Origin of the sequence: Comamonas sp. F1-6 (assembly GCF_039581415.1) — a bacterium.
Classification (GTDB): Bacteria; Pseudomonadota; Gammaproteobacteria; order Burkholderiales; family Burkholderiaceae_C; genus Comamonas; species Comamonas thiooxydans.
Map to the genome: position 1 here is coordinate 1 of NZ_JBCPWN010000030.1, position 17700 is coordinate 17700.

Consider the following 17700-nt stretch of genomic DNA (forward strand, 5'->3'; position numbering starts at 1 on the left):
GAATAGCCGAGCAGGGTCCTGAAGCCCGTGAAGCCGTTGTTGCCGCCAAAACCGGTCTCGTTGCGGAAGAACAGCAGCATGGCGGCGTAGGTCAGGGCCTGGGTGATGATGGAGAAATACACGCCCTTGATGCGCGAGCGAAAGGCGAAGTAGCCGAACAGCCCGCCGATCAGGCCCGGCACCAGAAACACCAGCAGCACGGTGGCGGCAAAGCTGCCCGACAGCGCCCAGTGCCAGGGCAGCTCCTTCCAGTCCAGAAACCCCATGAAGGCGGGCAATGCATCGGGGCCTGCGGCCTCACGCATCAGGTACATGCCCATCACATAGCCGCCCAGTGCGAAGAACAGGCCGTGCCCCAGGCTCAGGATGCCGGTATAGCCCCAGATCAGATCAATCGCCAGCGCGCAGATGGCATAGCACATGAACTTGCCCAGCAGGCCGAGCATGTAGTCGGACAAGTGCAGTGCACTGTCCTCGGGCACCCACAGATTGAGTGCGGGAGCCACGGCGCAGACCATGGTCAGGGCCAGCAGAAATGCCGTCCAGCCCTTGCCGCTGAGCAAGGACTCAGGAGCAGGAAGCACCAGCGGTGGTGCGGATGCAGGGGATGAAGAAGTTGACACGCTCATAGCTCCGGTCCAGAACGCAATGTTTGAGAAAGCCAGCTTTCGCAAGGAACAGCGAGCAAGGGCCTACGCCGGCCGCGCCGCGCCGCCCCGCCCCGCCCCGCCCCGCAGCGAGGGTGTCGTCCCCTGACCGCAGCAATGCGAGAGCGGGGGAAGGCGCGAAGCGACTCAGGGGGGTGTTTCATGTTTCCGCACTGCGGCCCTTCAAGGCAAAGATGCCTTGTGGACGCTTTTGAATGAAGACCACGATGAACAGCAGCACGGCGATCTTGGCCAGCACGGCACCGGTCCAGCCTTCCAGCAACTTGCTGAGCACGCCCAGGCCCAGAGCCGCATAGACGGTGCCCGCCAGCTGCCCCACACCGCCCAGCACCACCACCAGGAAACTGTCCACGATGTAGTTCTGCCCCAGATCCGGGCCCACATTGCCGATCTGGCTCAAGGCGCAGCCGGCAAGACCGGCGATACCGGAGCCCAGTGCAAACGCATAGGTGTCGGTGCGCGCCGTGTTGACGCCCACACAGGAAGCCATGGCGCGGTTCTGTGTCACGCCGCGCACGAACAGGCCCAGGCGCGTTCTGGCGATCATGAAGGCCACTCCCGCCAGCACGGCAAAGGCAAAAACGATGATGGCGATGCGATTCCAGGGCAGCGTCAGATTGGGCAGCAGCGCAATCCCGCCGCTCATCCAGACCGGGTTTTCCACGCCCACGTTCTGCGCTCCGAAAATGCTGCGCACGGTCTGCTGCAGCACCAGGCTGATGCCGAAGGTGGCCAGCAGGGTCTCCAGCGGACGGCCGTAGAGAAAGCGGATCACGCCGCGCTCCAGCACCGCGCCGACCAGCGCCGAGGCCAGAAAGGCCACAGGAATCGCCACCACCAGATACCAGCCAAACCAGGCCTCGGGCAGCCAGCGCTGGAATGCGACCTGCACCAGATAGGTGGCATAGGCACCGATCATGATCAGCTCGCCGTGCGCCATATTGATGACGCCCATCAGGCCGTAGGTGATCGCCAGACCCAGAGCCGCGAGCAACAGCACCGAGCCCAGGCTGATGCCGCTGAAAACAGCACCCAGCCTGTCCCCCCAGGCCAGGCCTTCGGCAATGCCAGCCAGCGCGGTCTTGATGGCTTTTTGCACGCCTGGGTCGGACTCTTCGGACAGGCGCTGGTTCAACAGCAACTGCGTCTCCGGCGTCTGCTGATGCGACAGCTGCTGCACCGCCTTCAGGCGCTGCAGCACATCGTCGCTGCCCAGCAGGCTGGCAGCCAGGCTGCGCTCCAGCAGGGCTCGGACCTGCCCGTCCTGTTCAGCGGCCAGCGCTTTTTCGATCAGGGGAAGCCGCCTTGCATCAGGCTCGGAGGCCAGTTGCTCGGCGGCCTTGCGACGCGCCTGAATATCGCTGCTGTCCAGCGCCAGCGCGGCCTGTGCCGTGTCGATGACCGAGCGCAGATAGTTGTTGCTGACGACCTCCTCGGCATCGGGCGGGAGCTTGACGGCTGCGCCGGTCGCCGCATCGCTGACCGCATCGCCGCTGACCACATAGGCCCGGCCCTGGGACACGCGCACTTCGTCGTCGGACAGCGCCTTGAGATAGGCCGCGAGGCGACCGTCGTCGCTCTGCGCATCGGGTGCCAGCACGGCCTGCTTGATGGCCTGCACGCGCTGCTCGGAATCGTCTGCCGCCGCCATGGCATAAGCCTGCTCGGTGGTCAGCGCGTGACTGGCAAAGCTCAGCAAGGAGCCCAGTCCGGCGGCCAATGCCAGCCTCAATGACTTGCGCAGTATGTTCATAGGAATTTCAGGTTTCTAGCGCTGCAGCCCTTGTCAATAAAGCGCAAGCTGCAATCTCTTCAGGACTGGAGAGCCCACCAGACCTCTCCAGTCCGAGGGAGCGAATCAGGAGCTCTTGCCGTTGGGCTCGTCCTTCTTCTTGTCGTTGCCTTCGATATACGGGCTCCAGGGCTGGGCCTTGACCGGGCCCTTGGTCTTCCAGACCACGCTGAACTGGCCGTCGGCCTTGATCTCGCCGACCATCACGGGCTTGTGCAGATGGTGATTCTTCTCGTCCATCTTCAGCGTGAAGCCGCTGGGTGCGGCAAAGGTCTGGCCCGCCATGGCCGCGATCACCTTGTCGGTATCTGTGCTCTTGGCTTTCTCCACGGCCTGCTTCCACATGTGGATGCCGACCCAGGTGGCTTCCATCGGGTCATTGGTCAGCGGCTTGTCCTTGTGGCCCGCGATGTTCTTGGCCTTGGCGTAATCGCTCCACTGCTTGATGAAGGCCGTGTTGGTCGGGTTCTTCACGCTCATGAAGTAGTTCCATGCCGCCAGGTGACCGACCAGAGGCTTGGTGTCCACGCCGCGCAGCTCTTCCTCACCCACACTGAAGGCCACGACCGGCACATCCTTGGCCTTGAGGCCGGCATTGCCCAGCTCCTTGTAGAAGGGCACGTTGGAGTCGCCGTTGATGGTTGAGATCACGGCGGTCTTGCCGCCCGTGGAGAACTTCTTCACATCGGCCACGATGGTCTGGTAGTCGCTGTGGCCGAAGGGGGTGTAGGTTTCCATAATGTCGGAATCCTTGACGCCCTTGGACTTGAGGAAGGCACGCAGAATCTTGTTGGTGGTGCGCGGATACACATAGTCCGTGCCCAGCAGCACAAAGCGCTTGGCTCCGCCGCCTTCCTTGCTCATCAGGTACTCGACAGCGGGTATCGCCTGCTGGTTGGGTGCGGCGCCGGTGTAGAAGACGTTCTTGGAGAGTTCCTCACCCTCGTACTGCACGGGGTAGAACAGCAGGCCGTTGTTCTGCTCGAACACCGGCAGCACGGACTTGCGCGACACGCTGGTCCAGCAACCGAAGACCACGGCCACCTTGTCCTGGGTGATCAGCTGCTTGGCCTTTTCGGCAAACAGCGGCCAGTTGGAGGCGGGGTCCACCACCACGGGCTCGAGCTTTTTGCCGAGCACGCCGCCCTTGGCATTGATGTCGTCGATGGCCATCAGCACCGTGTCCTTGAGCACGGTCTCGGAGATAGCCATGGTTCCCGAGAGGCTGTGCAGCACGCCCACCTTGATGGTGTCTGCAGCCAGCACCTGAGAAGTCAAGCCCAGGCCCAGAGCCATAGATGCAGCCAGTGTTGTGAGGGTTCCGCGACGATTCATTTCAGCACTCCCAGGAGGTTTTGTTCGGTCACATTGACCGCAAAAACTGAAGTGCAATTACCGTGCCAGCACCACCCGCCATGGCTTGCTCACTGCATACGGCGGCGCTGCTGCCGCTTTTTTGCCGAGCACAGGCCGAATGCAACTTTGTGCGATCAGCATCGGCCACATGCAGGCACCATTGCAGTGCCGCATGCACCAGATGCAGACCGCGCAAACCAGCCAGCACTATTGAAGTGCACGACAGCCTGTCGCCTCAGACCGGCTGCAGGCATGCCGGCAAGGCCGCGCTGCGCAGCTTGCCAGTCCACGGATCGAGAACGGCCTTGGTCTGCAGCAAAGCAGATCGAGTTGTTTGCTGGCCTTGCCGTCCTGCACTGCATAGACATGCAGCTTGCTCATCTGCACGCCAAATCGCCGCCTCGCGGATGCCTTGCAGAATCTGCGCTCCGGTGCGAAAGCCGACGGAACGCAGCTTCATCAATGCACGGCAAAGCGCAGCAGATACTCGTAGCTGTTCTCGGTTGTCATGGGGTCGCCCTGCACAGGCTGACGCAGTATGGCCTGCAGCGTATTGCTGCCGACAGCAGGCGTCATGATCGCCAGACCCTGCGCGTCCGTCATCGTGGGAGAGCCGTTCTCCCCCCAGGACAGCCTCACGCCAGACTGCGGCTTGCCATGCAGCAACACCTGCAGCCTGAGCGGCTGACCGGCATGGGGAGACTGCCCCTGAAGCGGCACCACCTCGAACATCTGCCCAAGCGGCTTTTGCATGACGGCGCCCCAGCGCACCACGGTCTTGTGGAACTTGCGCGCATGCACGCCGCGCACCGCACCGGGGTTCTGATCCATGGGCAGAGGCAGCATTGCGCCCTCAGCCCTGGCACTGCTGAAATAGCCGTTATCGAGTTCCACTGCGATCAGCGCAGCACTGGCATCGGGCTTGATACGGATGCCACCCTGCACATTCTGTACGGCGGCGGGCACTTCACGGCCGCGCAGGTCATAAGCATGCACACGCTGCAGCTTGGCCGGATCGAAGGCTTCTGTCCTGCCTTCATGACCGCCAAACTGCATGACATAGCCACCCTGCGCATCTGGCTCCAGCCAGACGTTATGGGCAGAGACCGGATTGGCGCATAGCAGCCAGGCAGCGGCCGTGGTGCACAGAATGCGCGCGATGATGTTTTTACGTGTGCTGCAAACAGACATGGGAGCTCCGGAAATCATAAGGAAAACTGCAGGCCCAGCTGCACGCTGCGCGGCGCGCCGGGGGCGACCAGACGCTGGCCGGCAATCATGGTGGTGGTACTGGCATAGCGGGTGTTGGCGGCGTTGCGCAGCCACAGACTCAGGCTGGCATTGCGCGCCAGGCTTGCGGGCAATCGGTATTGCAGACCCAGGTCCAGCCAGCGATAGCTGCCGGCCCATTCGGTATTGCTGGCGTTGATGGGCGCACGCCCCACATGGCGCAACACGCCATGCAAGGTGACATCGCCACGCGGCATCCAGCGCGCATGCAAGGTGCTGGTGTACTCGGGCACGGCCACCACGCGCCGGCCCAGCAGTGCGGCATCCGCGTTCTGCGTGACTTCGGAGCGATTGTGGCCATAAGTCCATTCCACATGCCAGTTGCGACTGGGCAGCCAGTGCAGCTGCAGCTCTGCACCCTTGCGCACGGTCGCGCCCAGGTTTTCATACTCACCAGGTGCCGTATTGCGTATTTCATGGCTGGAGCTGATGCGGTAGAGCGAGGCATCGATCAGCCAATGGGCCGATGGCTTCCACTCCACGCCCAGCTCGCTCTGGCGAAAGATATTGGCATGCAGGTCGCTGTTGCGCAGCGCGTATTTGGCAAAGTCGCTGGGCAACGCAAAGCCTTGCGACCAGTTGGCCCGCACGGCCGTCCGGGCATTGAGCTGCGCCAGGGCTCCCAGCTTGGGGCTGGCATGGCTGCGCCCCTGCATGCTCCTGCATTCATCGCCACTGGCCTCTGCCCCCAGCAGACTGCAACTGCCGTCAAAGTGGTCCCAGCGCAAGGCCGCCGTGGTCTGCAACCAGGCCGTTGGCTGCCAGCCAGCCTGGCCGTAGATCGCCGTGTTGTCGAGCCGTGTATTGCGATCATTCAATGCAGGGCCGGTACGCCGGCGATCCAGCAATCCATCCCAGTAGCCATAGTCGGTGGACTCGCGCACCTGCTCCAGGCCCAGCATCCAGTTCAGCTCGCGCGCCGCCAGAAGCGACTTGCCGCTGAGATTCAGCCCTGCTCCCAGCACGCTGCGGTCGTAGCGCTCCTCGCGCTGCATCCAGGTGGCGCTGCGCGGGCGCGTGAACCAGCGCACAAAATCCTGCTGCGTGCCGTAGACAAAACCCAGCAGCCGGGTATCTGCATCCAGTGCGTACTGCGCATCCAGGCGCAGCGTGCCAAAGTGCTTGTTGGCACCATCACCCACCACGCGGCTGTCCTTGCCCTGTGGGTCCTGCCGCCACTGCGCTTCGGTCAGATAGCCGGGCGAGTCGCCACGCGCCTCGTGCCAGCGACCGGACAGCGAGATATCGAGCTTTTCATGCACATGGTGCGTCCAGGTGCCGCTGATGGTGCTGCGCTCATGGCGCGAGGCGGGCCGCGCTCCATCACCGCGTGCATGCTGAGTCGCCAGGTTGAGCTGATCGCCGCCTTCCAGCTCGCGTCCGAGAGCGGCCTGTGCATCGAACATGCCATGCGAGCCGGCGCTGACATCGAACTCCGCATAGCTGCCGTTGCGCCGCGTGCGCAGCTCCAGCAACCCTGCGCGGTTGTAATTACCCTGCAGCACCGACACGGGACCGCGATAGACATTGACCTTGTCCAGCTCCAGCGGCACCACCACATTGAGATCGAAATAGCCATCCGCATGCGACATGGCTTCGTTGAGCGGGATGCCATCCAGTGTGGCCGCCACATCACCGCCGTGGCCACCCCCGGCAAAGCCGCGCAGCACCAGCCCGTTGGCCACACCGCTGAGCTGGTAGTGATTGACATGCATGCCGGGTACCTGGCTCCACAACGATTCCACCTCCTGTCTGGGTTGCTCGCGAATTTCGTCGCGTCTGAACTCGGTGACGGAAAACGCGCGTTGTGACTCATCCAGCGCCTGGCCTTTGACCAGGGCATTCACCCTCACCTCGGGCAATACCTTGTCGCCTTCCTCGGCTGTTTGCGCTTGTACGGCCGAAGCCGTCCACAGCGTACCGCCCAAGACCAGCACTCCGAGTCTTGCCGTGGTACCCAGGCCCTGAGCGACGCCCTTATTCAATGGTCTTTTGTACATGCACCAGAACAGCAAAGTTCGTGCCATGCAATGCACCGCTACGGCTCGACAATGCACCACAAAGCACCATCGCTGCCTCGCCGATACGCCGTGGTGCATAACCGCGTGCCGACAGCACCAACAAGGTGCAAAACATCTGCGGCGACTTGCCTGCATGCTGGCAATAAAGACTGGCCTTTGGCATGGCACTTGCTACATAAAAGGGCATGAAACTGACTCCTCGCGTTCATTCAGCCCTGCCGGATGCGCGTGCCGACTGAGGGATTGAAGAAGATGGAACTGACACCACGCGAAAAAGACAAGCTGTTGATCTTCACTGCGGCCCTGCTGGCCGAGCGGCGCATGGCTCGTGGCCTCAAGCTCAACTACCCCGAGGCCGTGGCGCTGATCAGTGCCTTTGTGATGGAGGGTGCACGCGATGGCAGGACCGTGGCCCAGCTCATGAGCGAAGGCCGCAGCGTGCTGACCCGCGCCGATGTGATGGAGGGCATCCCCGAGATGATTCCCGACATCCAGATCGAAGCCACCTTCCCCGATGGCACCAAGCTGGTCACCGTGCATGAGCCCATCGCCTGAAGCAGCGTCCAGAGACTTCGAGCCTTTCAGCCATCAAACCCTTACCCATCAATCGCAGATAGCTATGAAATTCAATAAGCTCCTTGTCACCACAGCCGCCGCGGCGACTGCACTGCCCCTGTCCGCTCTCGCACATATGGGCTCCGATGCAGGCAGCCATCACCACTTTCTCGACAGCCTGGGTCATGCTTTTGCCCACCCGTTTACCGGCGCAGACCATCTGGCCGCCATGCTGGCTGTGGGCGCCTGGAGCGCACTGACCATGCCCAGCCTGCGCACGGCCTGGCGTGCACCTGCGGCCTTTGTGGCCCTTTTGGTGGCGGGTGCCGTGGCCGGCTTTGCCGGCCTGTGGGTGCCGGGCGTAGAGCCCATGATTGCCGCATCCGTGCTGGTGCTGGGCCTGCTGGTGCTGGTTCAGCAAAAAATGCCCTGGGGCGCAGCCGCCGCCCTGGCTGCGGTGTTTGCCTTCTTCCACGGCGCTGCGCACGGCTTTGAGCTGGCTGGAGACAGCGGCCTGGCTGCCTTCGGCGCACTGCTGGGCATTGCTCTGGGCTCGGCCACACTGCATATCGCCGGCATGGTGCTCGGTCATGCCGTCATGCAGCGCCACCAATGGGCGGCCAGGTTCGGCGGTGCAGCCACCGCCGCACTCGGCGTTTTCATGCTGACGAAACTGGTCTGATATGAAACACCTCGGCACAGCGCAGCACAAGGCCTTTGCGCAAGGAGGCGAAAGATGATTCCCGGCGAATTGATTCTTGACGAGGGCAGCCATGCACTCAACCCCGGCCGCAGCACGCTCATGCTGGTGGTGAACAATGCCAGCGACCGGCCGATTCAGGTCGGCTCGCACTACCACTTCGCCGAAACCAATGCGGGCCTGGATTTCGACCGCACCGCCGCCCACGGCATGCGCCTGAATATTGCCAGCGGCATGGCCGTGCGCTTCGAGCCGGGCCAGCAACGCACGGTGGAGCTGGTCGAGATCGGCGGCGACCGCCAGATCTATGGCTTTCGCGGTCTGGTCCAGGGCCCACTGTCCGCAGATTCCAGGGACTGACCTGCCATGCTGATGCTGTTTGCTTCTGCTTTTGTGCTGGGCCTGGTGTTCAACGCAGCGCCCGGAGCAGTGTTTGCAGAGACCGTGCGCCAAGGTGTGCGCGGCGGCTATCGTCCGGCGCTGGCCGTGCAGCTGGGCTCCCTGGTGGGCGATGCGAGCTGGGCCTTGCTGGGCCTGGCCGGCATTGGTCTGGTCATGCAGATCGACGCCTTGCGCTGGCCGATTGGCCTGGCGGGCGCTGCCTACCTGCTCTGGCTGTCCTGGGACAGCTGGCAGGCCGCGCGTACCGAACACCGGCTCGATGCTTCAAACACCGCCGCCGCCACGCAGAAGCAGGCCCTGCGCCGCGGCATGGCCCTGTCGCTGACCAACCCGCAGAACCTGGCCTACTGGGCCGCCATGGGCAGCGCCCTCGGGGCGGTGGGCGTGGCCCAGCCCGGTGCCAGCGATTACGGGGTCTTCTTCGCGGGATTCATGACTTCGTCCCTGCTCTGGTGCTTTGTCTGCGCTGCCTTGGTGGACCGGCTTTTCCGCCGCGCTGCCGCGCACTGGAGCCGTTTTACCTACCGCTGCTGCGCTGCCCTGCTGCTGGCCCTGGCACTGGGCACATTGCGCGACCTGCTCAGCACAAGCCCCGCCGCCCTGCCACCGGCAGCCCAGCAGCAGTCCCTGCGCTGAACACCTTAATCGGAGATTCCTCAATGGCCACCATGGACCGACGAGCCTACGCAGAAACCTTTGGTCCCACCGTGGGCGACCGATTGCGCCTGGCCGATACCGAACTCATCGTCGAAGTCGAAAAAGACTACACCCTGGCCGCTGGCGGTTATGGTGAGGAAGTGAAGTTCGGCGGCGGCAAGACCATCCGCGACGGCATGGCGCAAAGCCAGCGCACACGCGACGGGACGGGAACAGGGCCCTCTGGCGGTGGCTCGGTCGACACCGTGCTGACCAACGCACTGATCCTGGACCACTGGGGCATCGTCAAGGCCGACATCGGCCTCAAGGACGGCCGCATCGTGGCCATAGGCAAGGCCGGCAACCCCGACACCCAGCCGGGCGTGAGCATCATCATCGGCCCGAGCACGGAGATCATCTCCTGCGAAGGCAATATCGTCACCGCAGGCGGCATCGACACCCATATCCATTTCATTGCCCCGCAGCAGATCGAAGAAGCACTGACCAGCGGCGTGACCACCATGATCGGCGGCGGCACCGGCCCGGCCACCGGCACCTTCGCCACCACCTGCACGCCAGGCCCCTGGCATATGGAACGCATGCTGCAGGCCGCCGACGCCTTTCCCATGAATCTTGGCTTTCTGGGCAAGGGCAATGCCAGCCTGCCCGGCGGCCTGCACGAGCAGATCAATGCCGGCGCCATCGGCCTCAAGCTGCACGAGGACTGGGGCAGCACGCCGGCAGCGATCAGCAACTGCCTCGATGTGGCCGAAGACACCGACACCCAGGTCGCCATCCACACCGACACGCTCAACGAGTCCGGCTTTGTGGAGGACACCGTGGCCGCCTTCAAGGGCCGCACCATTCACACCTTCCACACCGAAGGCGCGGGTGGCGGCCATGCGCCCGACATCCTCAAGGTGGTGGGCGAGGCCAATGTCCTGCCCAGCTCCACCAACCCCACGCGCCCCTACACCATCAACACGCTGGACGAGCATGTGGACATGCTCATGGTCTGCCACCACCTGGACGCCGGCATTGCCGAAGACCTGGCCTTTGCCGAAAGCCGCATCCGCAAGGAAACGATTGCTGCCGAGGACATCCTGCACGACATCGGCGCCATCAGCATGTTCAGCTCCGACAGCCAGGCCATGGGCCGCGTGGGCGAGGTCATACTGCGCACCTGGCAGACGGCGCACAAGATGAAGCTGCAGCGCGGCGCCCTGAATGGTGACGGCGCGCGCAACGACAACTTCCGCATCAAGCGCTACATCGCCAAATACACCATCAATCCCGCGATTGCCCATGGCATCAGCCACGAGGTGGGCAGCATCGAGGTGGGCAAGTGGGCCGATATCGTGATCTGGAAGCCGGCCTTCTTTGGCGTCAAGCCGTTTTGCATACTCAAGGGCGGCAGCATCGCCATGGCGGCCATGGGCGATCCGAACGCTTCCATTCCCACGCCTCAGCCCGTGCATTACCGCCCCATGTTCGCGAGCTTTGGCGGGGCGGTTGCCAGAACTTCGCTGACCTTTGTCTCCCAGGCAGGACTTGCCGCCGGCATCGGCCAGCGCTTCGGGCTGCACAAGACCTTGTCGGCGGTCAGGGGCATACGCAATGTGAAGAAGCAGCACATGATCCACAACGATCTGGCGCCGCATATGGAGGTGGATGCCCAGACCTATGCCGTGCGCGCCAATGGCGATCTGCTGACCTGCGAGCCCGCGGTCAGCCTGCCCATGGCACAGCGCTACTTTCTGTTCTGAGCGGTGTTGAGCTGAAACTCCGAATCCGGATGCTGCATGCCCTTGCCCTCAAACCAGGCCAGCCAGTCACTGACGGCAAGCTCCGGCGCAGCGCTCACGGTGGCGGGCAAGGCCTCGTACACCAGCACAGTGATGGACTGCTGACCGCCCTGGGTCAGCATCACGGGCAGGGTCAGAATGCGCTTGGTGTATTCGCCCAGGTCTTCGGGCCACAGGCCTTCGATGCGATCCATGGCCCGCTCCAGCGCTGCGTCCATGGGGTAGACCTCGGCCAGCACGGTCTGCGAGCCTTGCAGCCTCAGACCCGGGTACCAACCGAGGTCATGCAAAGTGCCGGTCAGCTGGGTCCTGCCGACACAGGCAACGCCCGGCTGGAGCCTGGCAATATCGTTGATGCCACCGGCACGCAAAGTGCCATACACCGCCACATAGGCTGCGCCACAGCCCTGCCAGTCGGCAGGCGCATCATGCAAAGAGGTCGGGGCTGCCATTTCTGTCGAAGTTTCCAAAAGAGTTGTCCATCAAAATCACTGAGATGCGCAGCACATGCAACATGCGCGCCAATCTGGTCCGGGCCTTTTATTTCATTGTGAGTTCACCATGCTGACTGCCAACAAACTGCTGCTTCAGGGCCAGGGCCTTTCCGCCGTCATCCTCAAACGCGCCGCGTCCGTGGAACTGGACTGGGACGTACGTCAGAAGAGCCGCTTTGCCGCCACCGACAGCCAGGGTCGCGAGCTGGCCGTCTTCTTGCCACGCGGCCAGGCTGTGCGCGGCGGCGATGTACTGGTGGCCGAAGACGGCAGCCTGATCCGCGTGCTGGCCGCGCCGCAAAAAGTGCTGCATATCACGGCCTGCGCCGAGCATGGCACGCCGTTTGACCTGATGCGCGCGGCCTACCATCTAGGCAACCGCCATGTGCCGATCGAGCTGCAGCCCGACCATTTGAAGATCGAACCCGACCATGTGCTGGCCGATATGCTGCGCAGCATGCATATGACGGTGGTCGAAGCCGATCTGCCTTTCGAGCCCGAAGGAGGCGCCTATGGCGGCCATGTGACCAATGACGGTCACAGCCACCATCATCACGGCCATGGACACTCGCATGACCACGCCCACTGAGCCACTGCTGGCTCTTGGCGCGCAGAGCTTTCTGCAGCTGATGTGGCTGGCCTCGCCGGCCCTGCCCATCGGCGGCTTTTCCTACTCGGAAGGGCTTGAAGCGGCCATCAATGCGGCGCTGGTCGCAACGGAAGCAGAGGCCGCCGGCTGGCTGGTGCAGCAGCTGCATCTGACCCAGTCGCGCGGGGACATGGCCGTGATTGCGCAGGCCATGCCTGCCTGGAAAGGCGCCGATCTGGCGCGCATCGCCAGCCTCAACCAGTGGGTAAGAGTCACGCGCGAAACCAGCGAGCTGCGCCTGCAGACCGAGCAGATGGGCCGCTCGCTGACCGAGTGGCTGAAAAACCGCTACGCCGATGAAGCAGTCCCTCTGGCCTGCGTCCACTGGCTGGCCGCGCAGGATGCCAGCTACCCCATCGCCTTCTCGCTGGCAGCCCAATGCACCGGAGCCACGCCGCGCGATGCGCTGCTGGCCTATGCCTTTGGCTGGGCCGAGAACATGGTTCAGGCCGCCATCAAGACCGTGCCCCTGGGCCAGAGCGCCGGCCAGCGCATCCTGGCGCGACTGACTTCCGAGATTCCTGCCGCCGTCGAATACGCGCTGGCATTGCCGGACAACGCAAGACAGGCTTTTTCGCCCATGCTGGCCATTCTCTCGGCCCAGCATGAACACCAGTATTCTCGACTTTTCCGTAGCTGAACCTTCGTCCGCCATGTCTGCACTGTTTGCCGCCACACCCCAGCCACCGTACTACGCCGCCATCTTCACCTCCCAGCGCACCCAGGAGGACCGGGGCTATGGCGAGATGGCCGACCGCATGGTGGAGCTGGCCGGCCAGCAAGCAGGCTATCTGGGCGCTGAAAGCACCCGCGATGCCCAGGGCTTCGGCATCACCGTGTCTTACTGGGAAAGCGAGGAAGCCATCCGTCAATGGAAGCACAACGCCGAGCACCAGATCGCCCAGGAAAAAGGTCACACCACCTGGTACCAGCATTTCGAGCTGCGCATTGCCAAGGTGGAGCGTGCCTACGGCAAGGCCCGCTGATCGCAACCCTCTCACCCCCGAAAGAACTCACCATGTCGACCGCACTGCACCATATCCCCAACCGCACCAAGAAGCTGCCGCCGCTGCGCGTGGGCATAGGCGGGCCCGTGGGCTCGGGCAAGACCACGATTCTGGAGATGCTCTGCAAGGCCATGCGCGGCAAATGGGACCTGGTAGCCATCACCAACGACATCTACACCAAGGAGGATCAGCGCCTGCTGACCATCAGCGGTGCCCTGCCCGCCGAGCGCATCATGGGGGTGGAAACCGGCGGCTGCCCGCACACGGCGATTCGCGAGGACGCCTCCATCAACCTGGAAGCCATCGACCGCATGCTCAAGGACTTCCCCGATGCCGACATCGTCTTCATCGAATCGGGCGGCGACAACCTGGCTGCCACCTTCAGCCCCGAGCTGTCGGATCTGACCATCTACGTGATCGACGTGGCAGCAGGTGAGAAGATTCCGCGCAAGGGCGGCCCCGGCATCACCAAGAGCGATCTCTTCGTCATCAACAAGACCGACCTGGCCCCCCATGTGGGCGCCAATCTGGACATCATGCGCAGCGACACCATCAAGCAGCGCACTACGCCCAAGGGGCTCAAGCCTTTTGTGATGACCAATCTCAAGACACTGGAAGGTCTGGACGAGGTGGTGACCTTCATAGAAAAACAGGGCCTGCTGGCGGCCTAATCATCTCTTTCGGGACGAAAAAAAGCCGCCTTGAGCGGCGGCTGTTTCTCGAACCAGTGCGTGATTACTGGTTGGCCAGGTCCAGATGGAACTCGCGAGCTTCTTGGATGAATTCGATCAGGGAGTTGATAGCTTGGCGCATGATGAGCTTTCTATGAAATCAAGAGATGCACTTCAAGCGATGGACAGCACGCATCTCATGTACTGTCATTCGCGGGTTAAACCTTAAGGGTTAACCCTTGTGGCTAAGTATAAACCACTATCTCCGTTTTTGCAAAGCACGTCCTGCGCAAAGGACGTCAGGCTCGTCAGCGCACTGACTCGAAGTACTTGCTCACGCAGTTGCAAGGCCTGTGCAGGTCAATATTTGCGAGATTCCTGCATCAAAATTGCCGCAGAACGCTGTACTTTTCACCAGTAGGTCACCGAATTTGCCCTCCGACTGCTACGCTATGGCCTGTTGACAATATTTGTGGCGGGCTCACAACTCCCGCAGGTGGAAAGTGGAAATGGCGCGAGATTGTGGTTTGCAGCAGATGGACGGGCTTACGTCCCATCGAGTGAATGCCGACATCCAGCCCGGCCGATATGCAGCGCCCGCCTTCCGCCGCAAGGGAGTGCGCGCATGAGCTCCACGCTGACCGGCCCGGGCACGACCGACTCCTGGCATATCACCACCATGAACCCCGCAGAAGCCCCCTGGCATCTGCTGCTGCTGGCCGACCCCTCGCGCGAGCGCGTCAAGCGCTATCTGCCCGGCTCCACCTGTTTTGGAGCGCGCCAGACGACCCAGTTCACGCCCAGCGGCCTCGGTGCCCTGATCGGCGTATGCGTGCTGGTCCCCGAGGGCGACGGCCTTCACCGATGGGAGCTGATGAATATGGCCGTGTCCACGGCCTGGCAGAGCAAGGGCATAGGTTCGGCCCTGCTGCAGCGCGCCATCCGTGAGATGCGCGAACGCGGCGTACAACAGCTGGAAGTGGGAACTGGCAGCTTTGGCGACCAGTTGCTGTTCTATCAACGCCTGGGGTTTCGCGTCACCGACATCGAGCGCGACTTCTTTTTGCAGAACTACACCACCCCGCTGTGGGAGCGCGGCGTGCAGCACAAGGACATGCTCAAGCTGACGCTGGATCTCTGAAAGCACTAGCGGCCGCCCCAAAATCTACAAGGCTGGATGCCTGAAAAGCACAAAGCACAAAGAACAAGAGGCGCCGCAGCGCCTCTTGCTCATCCAGCCTCGTCCGGCTGCCTCAGGCCGCCTTGAGGCGACGTGCGCGCACGGCGGCTGCCAGTTGCTCCAGCACCGGGGTAGTCTGCTCCATGCTGATGCAGGCATCGGTGAGCGAGACACCGTATTGCAGCTCCTGCCCTTCGACAATGTCCTGGCGGCCTTCGTGAATATGGCTTTCGATCATCACGCCGGTGATGCGTGTGTCGCCCCCCGCAATCTGCTGGGCCACATCCGCTGATACATCGATCTGGCGACGATGTTGCTTGCTGCTGTTGGCATGCGAGAAGTCGATCATCACCTGCGGGTGCAGGCCCGCTTTTTCCAGCACTTCGCACGCGGCCTGAACATGGGCCGCGTCGTAGTTGGGAGCCTTGCCGCCGCGCAGGATGATGTGGCAGTCCTGATTGCCGCGTGTCTCGAAGATCGCGCTCTGGCCCATCTTGGTCATGCCCATGAACGCATGCGAGGACTGGGCTGCCAAAATGGCATCGCTGGCCACCTTCACGCCGCCATCGGTGCCGTTCTTGAAGCCCACAGGGCAGCTCAGACCGCTGGCCAGCTGGCGATGGCTCTGGCTCTCCGTGGTGCGCGCACCAATCGCGCCCCAGCTGACCAGGTCGCTGATGAACTGCGGCGACAGCAGATCCAGGAATTCCGTGCCCGCAGGCAGGCCCAGCGCCAGCACATCGAGCAGCAGGCGGCGCGCCAGCTCCAGCCCTTCGTTGACGGCAAAGCTGCCGTCGCGGTACGGGTCATTGATATAGCCCTTCCAGCCCACTGTAGTGCGCGGCTTCTCGAAGTAGACCCGCATCACGATCAGCAGATCGTCCTTGAGCGCATCGGCCTGGACCTTGAGCTGGCGCGCGTAATCCATGGCCTGATCGTGATCGTGAATGGAGCAAGGCCCGACCACCACCACCAGCCGGTCATCCTGGCCATGCAGCACGCGCGAGATGGCGGCTCGGCTGGATTCGACCAGCTGCTGCGCCTCTTCGGTCACGGGCAACCACTCTTCCAGCAGTGCCGGGGTCAGCAGCGGGCGCACGATCTTGATACGTGTGTCGTCAATGCGGGTCTTGTCCAGCGTGGTCAGTTTGGGCTGGGCCTTGCGGGCCGAAGCTGCGCTGGGATGCAGGGGCGTCGTGGAGGATGTCATCCCGCTATTGTCGCGCCATGCGCTTTAACCCGCGCGCTCGCCCCCATCGGCGGCTGCGGAAAGCGGCCTGCTGCCGCCAGCCGGGCAAGGCTGGAAGCGCCCCGCCCCGGTAGACTGGCGGCCCCTAGAAGATCGGACGCCACCGCCTATGGAACTGCTGTTCACCATCACCCCGGCCCACACCGACTGCCAACTGCAGGCCGCGCTGCAGCGCGAGATGCAGCAGCACGCGCGACAACAGGCCGCCCTGCAGGCCCGGATGGCGGGCTGGCAGGAGCGCTGGCTCGCCCCGCTGCTGCTCTGCCTGGGCCTGGGCGGCGGCCTGCTGGCCATCGCTCGGCCGGGCCAGCAGCTGAGCCCCGAAAAAATCATCGCCATGCTGGTCTCGACCGTGCTCTGCATCCTGCTGTGGAAGCGCTACTCTGCGCGCCTGCTCGGCGCGTTGCGTCAGCACCAAGCCATGCGCCAGGCGCCGCTGCAGGGCCTGCACCGGAAGCTGGTGCGCGCAGGCCTGCGGGCCCGCCTGCGGCGCCTGGAGGGCGGCTACCGCCTGCAGCTCGACGATCAGGGCTTCACGCTGATCCACGACCGGGGTGCGCGAGAACGGCTGGAATGGGCGCAGATCGCGCGCCTGCAGGCCACGCCCGACTTCTACAAGGTGGCCTGCGCCCGGCTCGCGGCCGAGGGCAAGGCCTACCATATCCCCCGCCACAGCGATGCCATGGACCCGGCCGCCTACCGGCAGGGATTGGCACTGTGGCTGAGCAAATGCCCGATGGCACCGGAGACGCCAGCCGCCATGGAGCGCTGATTCAGCGCGTACGGGCGGTGCTTTATTCCCCGGCCGACAGTTTCATCAGCACCAGACCGCTGACGATCAGGACAGCCGCTCCCACGCGCATGGCACTGAGCTGCTCGCCCAGCACCGTGACGCCCACCAGGAATGCACCCACGGCGCCGATACCGGTCCAGATCGTATATGCCGTGCCCAGGGGCAGCGTGCGCATGGCCACCGACAGCAGGCCAAAGCTGGCAATCATGGCCACGATGGTGATGGCGCTGTATTTGAGGTTGGTGAAACCATGGGACTGCTTCATGGTGAAGGCCCAGACCACTTCCAGAACGCCGGCCACCAGCAGATAAACCCAAGCCATAGAAAACCTCTTTGAAGATCAAATGGCCAGGCCGTCCCGGCAGAAATACAGGTCATGCATCGCATGGCCCGGCAAGGTCGTCCCTGCGGCATGAATCCTAATCCGCATGC

19 protein-coding genes and 2 pseudogenes are annotated in these 17700 nt (G+C 63.3%); 11 read left to right on the forward strand and 10 right to left on the reverse strand.

Annotated features, from left to right (window positions below):
• The 7 genes and pseudogenes from AAIL66_RS21930 to AAIL66_RS21960 form a co-directional block, all read right to left on the reverse strand.
• Window positions 1-629: pseudogene (locus AAIL66_RS21930) on the reverse strand (urea ABC transporter permease subunit UrtC); the annotation flags it as partial.
• Between the two features lie 178 nt (window positions 630-807).
• Window positions 808-2421 carry an urea ABC transporter permease subunit UrtB gene (gene urtB, locus AAIL66_RS21935; protein WP_343497747.1) on the reverse strand — a complete coding sequence of 538 codons (1614 nt, stop codon included), beginning with the start codon at window positions 2419-2421 and terminating at the stop codon, window positions 808-810.
• A gap of 105 nt (window positions 2422-2526) precedes the next feature.
• The gene (gene urtA / locus AAIL66_RS21940) at window positions 2527-3795 is read right to left on the reverse strand and encodes an urea ABC transporter substrate-binding protein (protein WP_034377381.1); all 1269 of its coding nucleotides are present in this window, start codon (window positions 3793-3795) and stop codon (window positions 2527-2529) included.
• Window positions 3796-4051: 256 nt separating this feature from the next.
• On the reverse strand, window positions 4052-4279 hold the full coding sequence (locus AAIL66_RS21945; RefSeq protein WP_343497748.1) for a hypothetical protein: 228 nt from the start codon (window positions 4277-4279) through the stop codon (window positions 4052-4054).
• Window positions 4276-5007 (reverse strand): DUF4198 domain-containing protein, encoded by a 732-nt coding sequence (locus tag AAIL66_RS21950; RefSeq protein ID WP_063663912.1) that lies wholly within the window; start codon window positions 5005-5007, stop codon window positions 4276-4278. The genes AAIL66_RS21945 and AAIL66_RS21950 overlap by 4 nt, the downstream gene beginning before the upstream one ends.
• Window positions 5008-5021: 14 nt before the next feature.
• A complete protein-coding gene (locus AAIL66_RS21955; RefSeq protein ID WP_343497749.1) occupies window positions 5022-7091 on the reverse strand; it encodes a TonB-dependent receptor in 2070 nt (689 codons plus the stop codon).
• Entirely contained in the window at window positions 7084-7314 is a 231-nt protein-coding gene (locus tag AAIL66_RS21960; RefSeq protein WP_034355180.1) for a hypothetical protein, read from the reverse strand. The genes AAIL66_RS21955 and AAIL66_RS21960 overlap by 8 nt, the downstream gene beginning before the upstream one ends.
• A gap of 65 nt (window positions 7315-7379) precedes the next feature.
• On the opposite strand from AAIL66_RS21960, the gene AAIL66_RS21965 reads away from it, so the two are divergent.
• The 5 genes from AAIL66_RS21965 (at window position 7380) to ureC (ending at window position 11186) form a co-directional block, all read left to right on the forward strand.
• Complete coding sequence (locus AAIL66_RS21965) at window positions 7380-7682, forward strand: urease subunit gamma (RefSeq protein WP_003068240.1); 303 nt, start codon at window positions 7380-7382, stop codon at window positions 7680-7682.
• A gap of 64 nt (window positions 7683-7746) precedes the next feature.
• Window positions 7747-8364 carry a HupE/UreJ family protein gene (locus AAIL66_RS21970; protein ID WP_343497750.1) on the forward strand — a complete coding sequence of 206 codons (618 nt, stop codon included), beginning with the start codon at window positions 7747-7749 and terminating at the stop codon, window positions 8362-8364.
• Between the two features lie 54 nt (window positions 8365-8418).
• Window positions 8419-8742 carry an urease subunit beta gene (locus AAIL66_RS21975; RefSeq protein WP_343497751.1) on the forward strand — a complete coding sequence of 108 codons (324 nt, stop codon included), beginning with the start codon at window positions 8419-8421 and terminating at the stop codon, window positions 8740-8742.
• A gap of 6 nt (window positions 8743-8748) precedes the next feature.
• Window positions 8749-9420: a LysE family transporter gene (locus AAIL66_RS21980; RefSeq protein ID WP_034404636.1), complete on the forward strand. Its 672-nt coding sequence runs from the start codon at window positions 8749-8751 to the stop codon at window positions 9418-9420.
• A 23-nt stretch (window positions 9421-9443) separates the two neighbouring features.
• Window positions 9444-11186 carry an urease subunit alpha gene (ureC, locus tag AAIL66_RS21985; RefSeq protein ID WP_034395947.1) on the forward strand — a complete coding sequence of 581 codons (1743 nt, stop codon included), beginning with the start codon at window positions 9444-9446 and terminating at the stop codon, window positions 11184-11186.
• Here the strand turns inward: ureC and AAIL66_RS21990 are convergent.
• Entirely contained in the window at window positions 11171-11677 is a 507-nt protein-coding gene (locus tag AAIL66_RS21990; RefSeq protein WP_034355195.1) for a gamma-glutamylcyclotransferase family protein, read from the reverse strand. The two genes, ureC and AAIL66_RS21990, sit on opposite strands and share 16 nt — an antisense overlap.
• Window positions 11678-11786: 109 nt before the next feature.
• Here AAIL66_RS21990 and ureE point away from each other — a divergent pair.
• From ureE to AAIL66_RS22015, 5 genes and pseudogenes are all read left to right on the forward strand, one after another.
• Window positions 11787-12305: pseudogene (ureE, locus tag AAIL66_RS21995) on the forward strand (urease accessory protein UreE); the annotation flags it as partial.
• Window positions 12292-13008 (forward strand): urease accessory UreF family protein, encoded by a 717-nt coding sequence (locus tag AAIL66_RS22000; RefSeq protein WP_034355374.1) that lies wholly within the window; start codon window positions 12292-12294, stop codon window positions 13006-13008. The pseudogene ureE and the gene AAIL66_RS22000, both read left to right, overlap by 14 nt.
• 13 nt (window positions 13009-13021) lie before the next feature.
• On the forward strand, window positions 13022-13354 hold the full coding sequence (locus tag AAIL66_RS22005) for an antibiotic biosynthesis monooxygenase (protein ID WP_034404638.1): 333 nt from the start codon (window positions 13022-13024) through the stop codon (window positions 13352-13354).
• A 32-nt stretch (window positions 13355-13386) separates the two neighbouring features.
• Window positions 13387-14046 (forward strand): urease accessory protein UreG, encoded by a 660-nt coding sequence (gene ureG, locus AAIL66_RS22010; protein WP_034377387.1) that lies wholly within the window; start codon window positions 13387-13389, stop codon window positions 14044-14046.
• A 625-nt stretch (window positions 14047-14671) separates the two neighbouring features.
• Window positions 14672-15187 carry a GNAT family N-acetyltransferase gene (locus AAIL66_RS22015; protein WP_034395953.1) on the forward strand — a complete coding sequence of 172 codons (516 nt, stop codon included), beginning with the start codon at window positions 14672-14674 and terminating at the stop codon, window positions 15185-15187.
• Between the two features lie 112 nt (window positions 15188-15299).
• Here the strand turns inward: AAIL66_RS22015 and AAIL66_RS22020 are convergent, their stop codons facing one another.
• Entirely contained in the window at window positions 15300-16436 is a 1137-nt protein-coding gene (locus AAIL66_RS22020; RefSeq protein WP_034355209.1) for a 3-deoxy-7-phosphoheptulonate synthase, read from the reverse strand.
• 148 nt (window positions 16437-16584) lie between these two features.
• On the opposite strand from AAIL66_RS22020, the gene AAIL66_RS22025 reads away from it, so the two are divergent.
• The gene (locus tag AAIL66_RS22025) at window positions 16585-17247 is read left to right on the forward strand and encodes a hypothetical protein (RefSeq protein WP_343497752.1); all 663 of its coding nucleotides are present in this window, start codon (window positions 16585-16587) and stop codon (window positions 17245-17247) included.
• 22 nt (window positions 17248-17269) lie between these two features.
• Here AAIL66_RS22025 and AAIL66_RS22030 read toward each other — a convergent pair whose 3' ends face one another.
• Window positions 17270-17590 (reverse strand): multidrug efflux SMR transporter, encoded by a 321-nt coding sequence (locus tag AAIL66_RS22030; protein ID WP_343497753.1) that lies wholly within the window; start codon window positions 17588-17590, stop codon window positions 17270-17272.
• Window positions 17591-17700 lie beyond the last annotated feature (110 nt).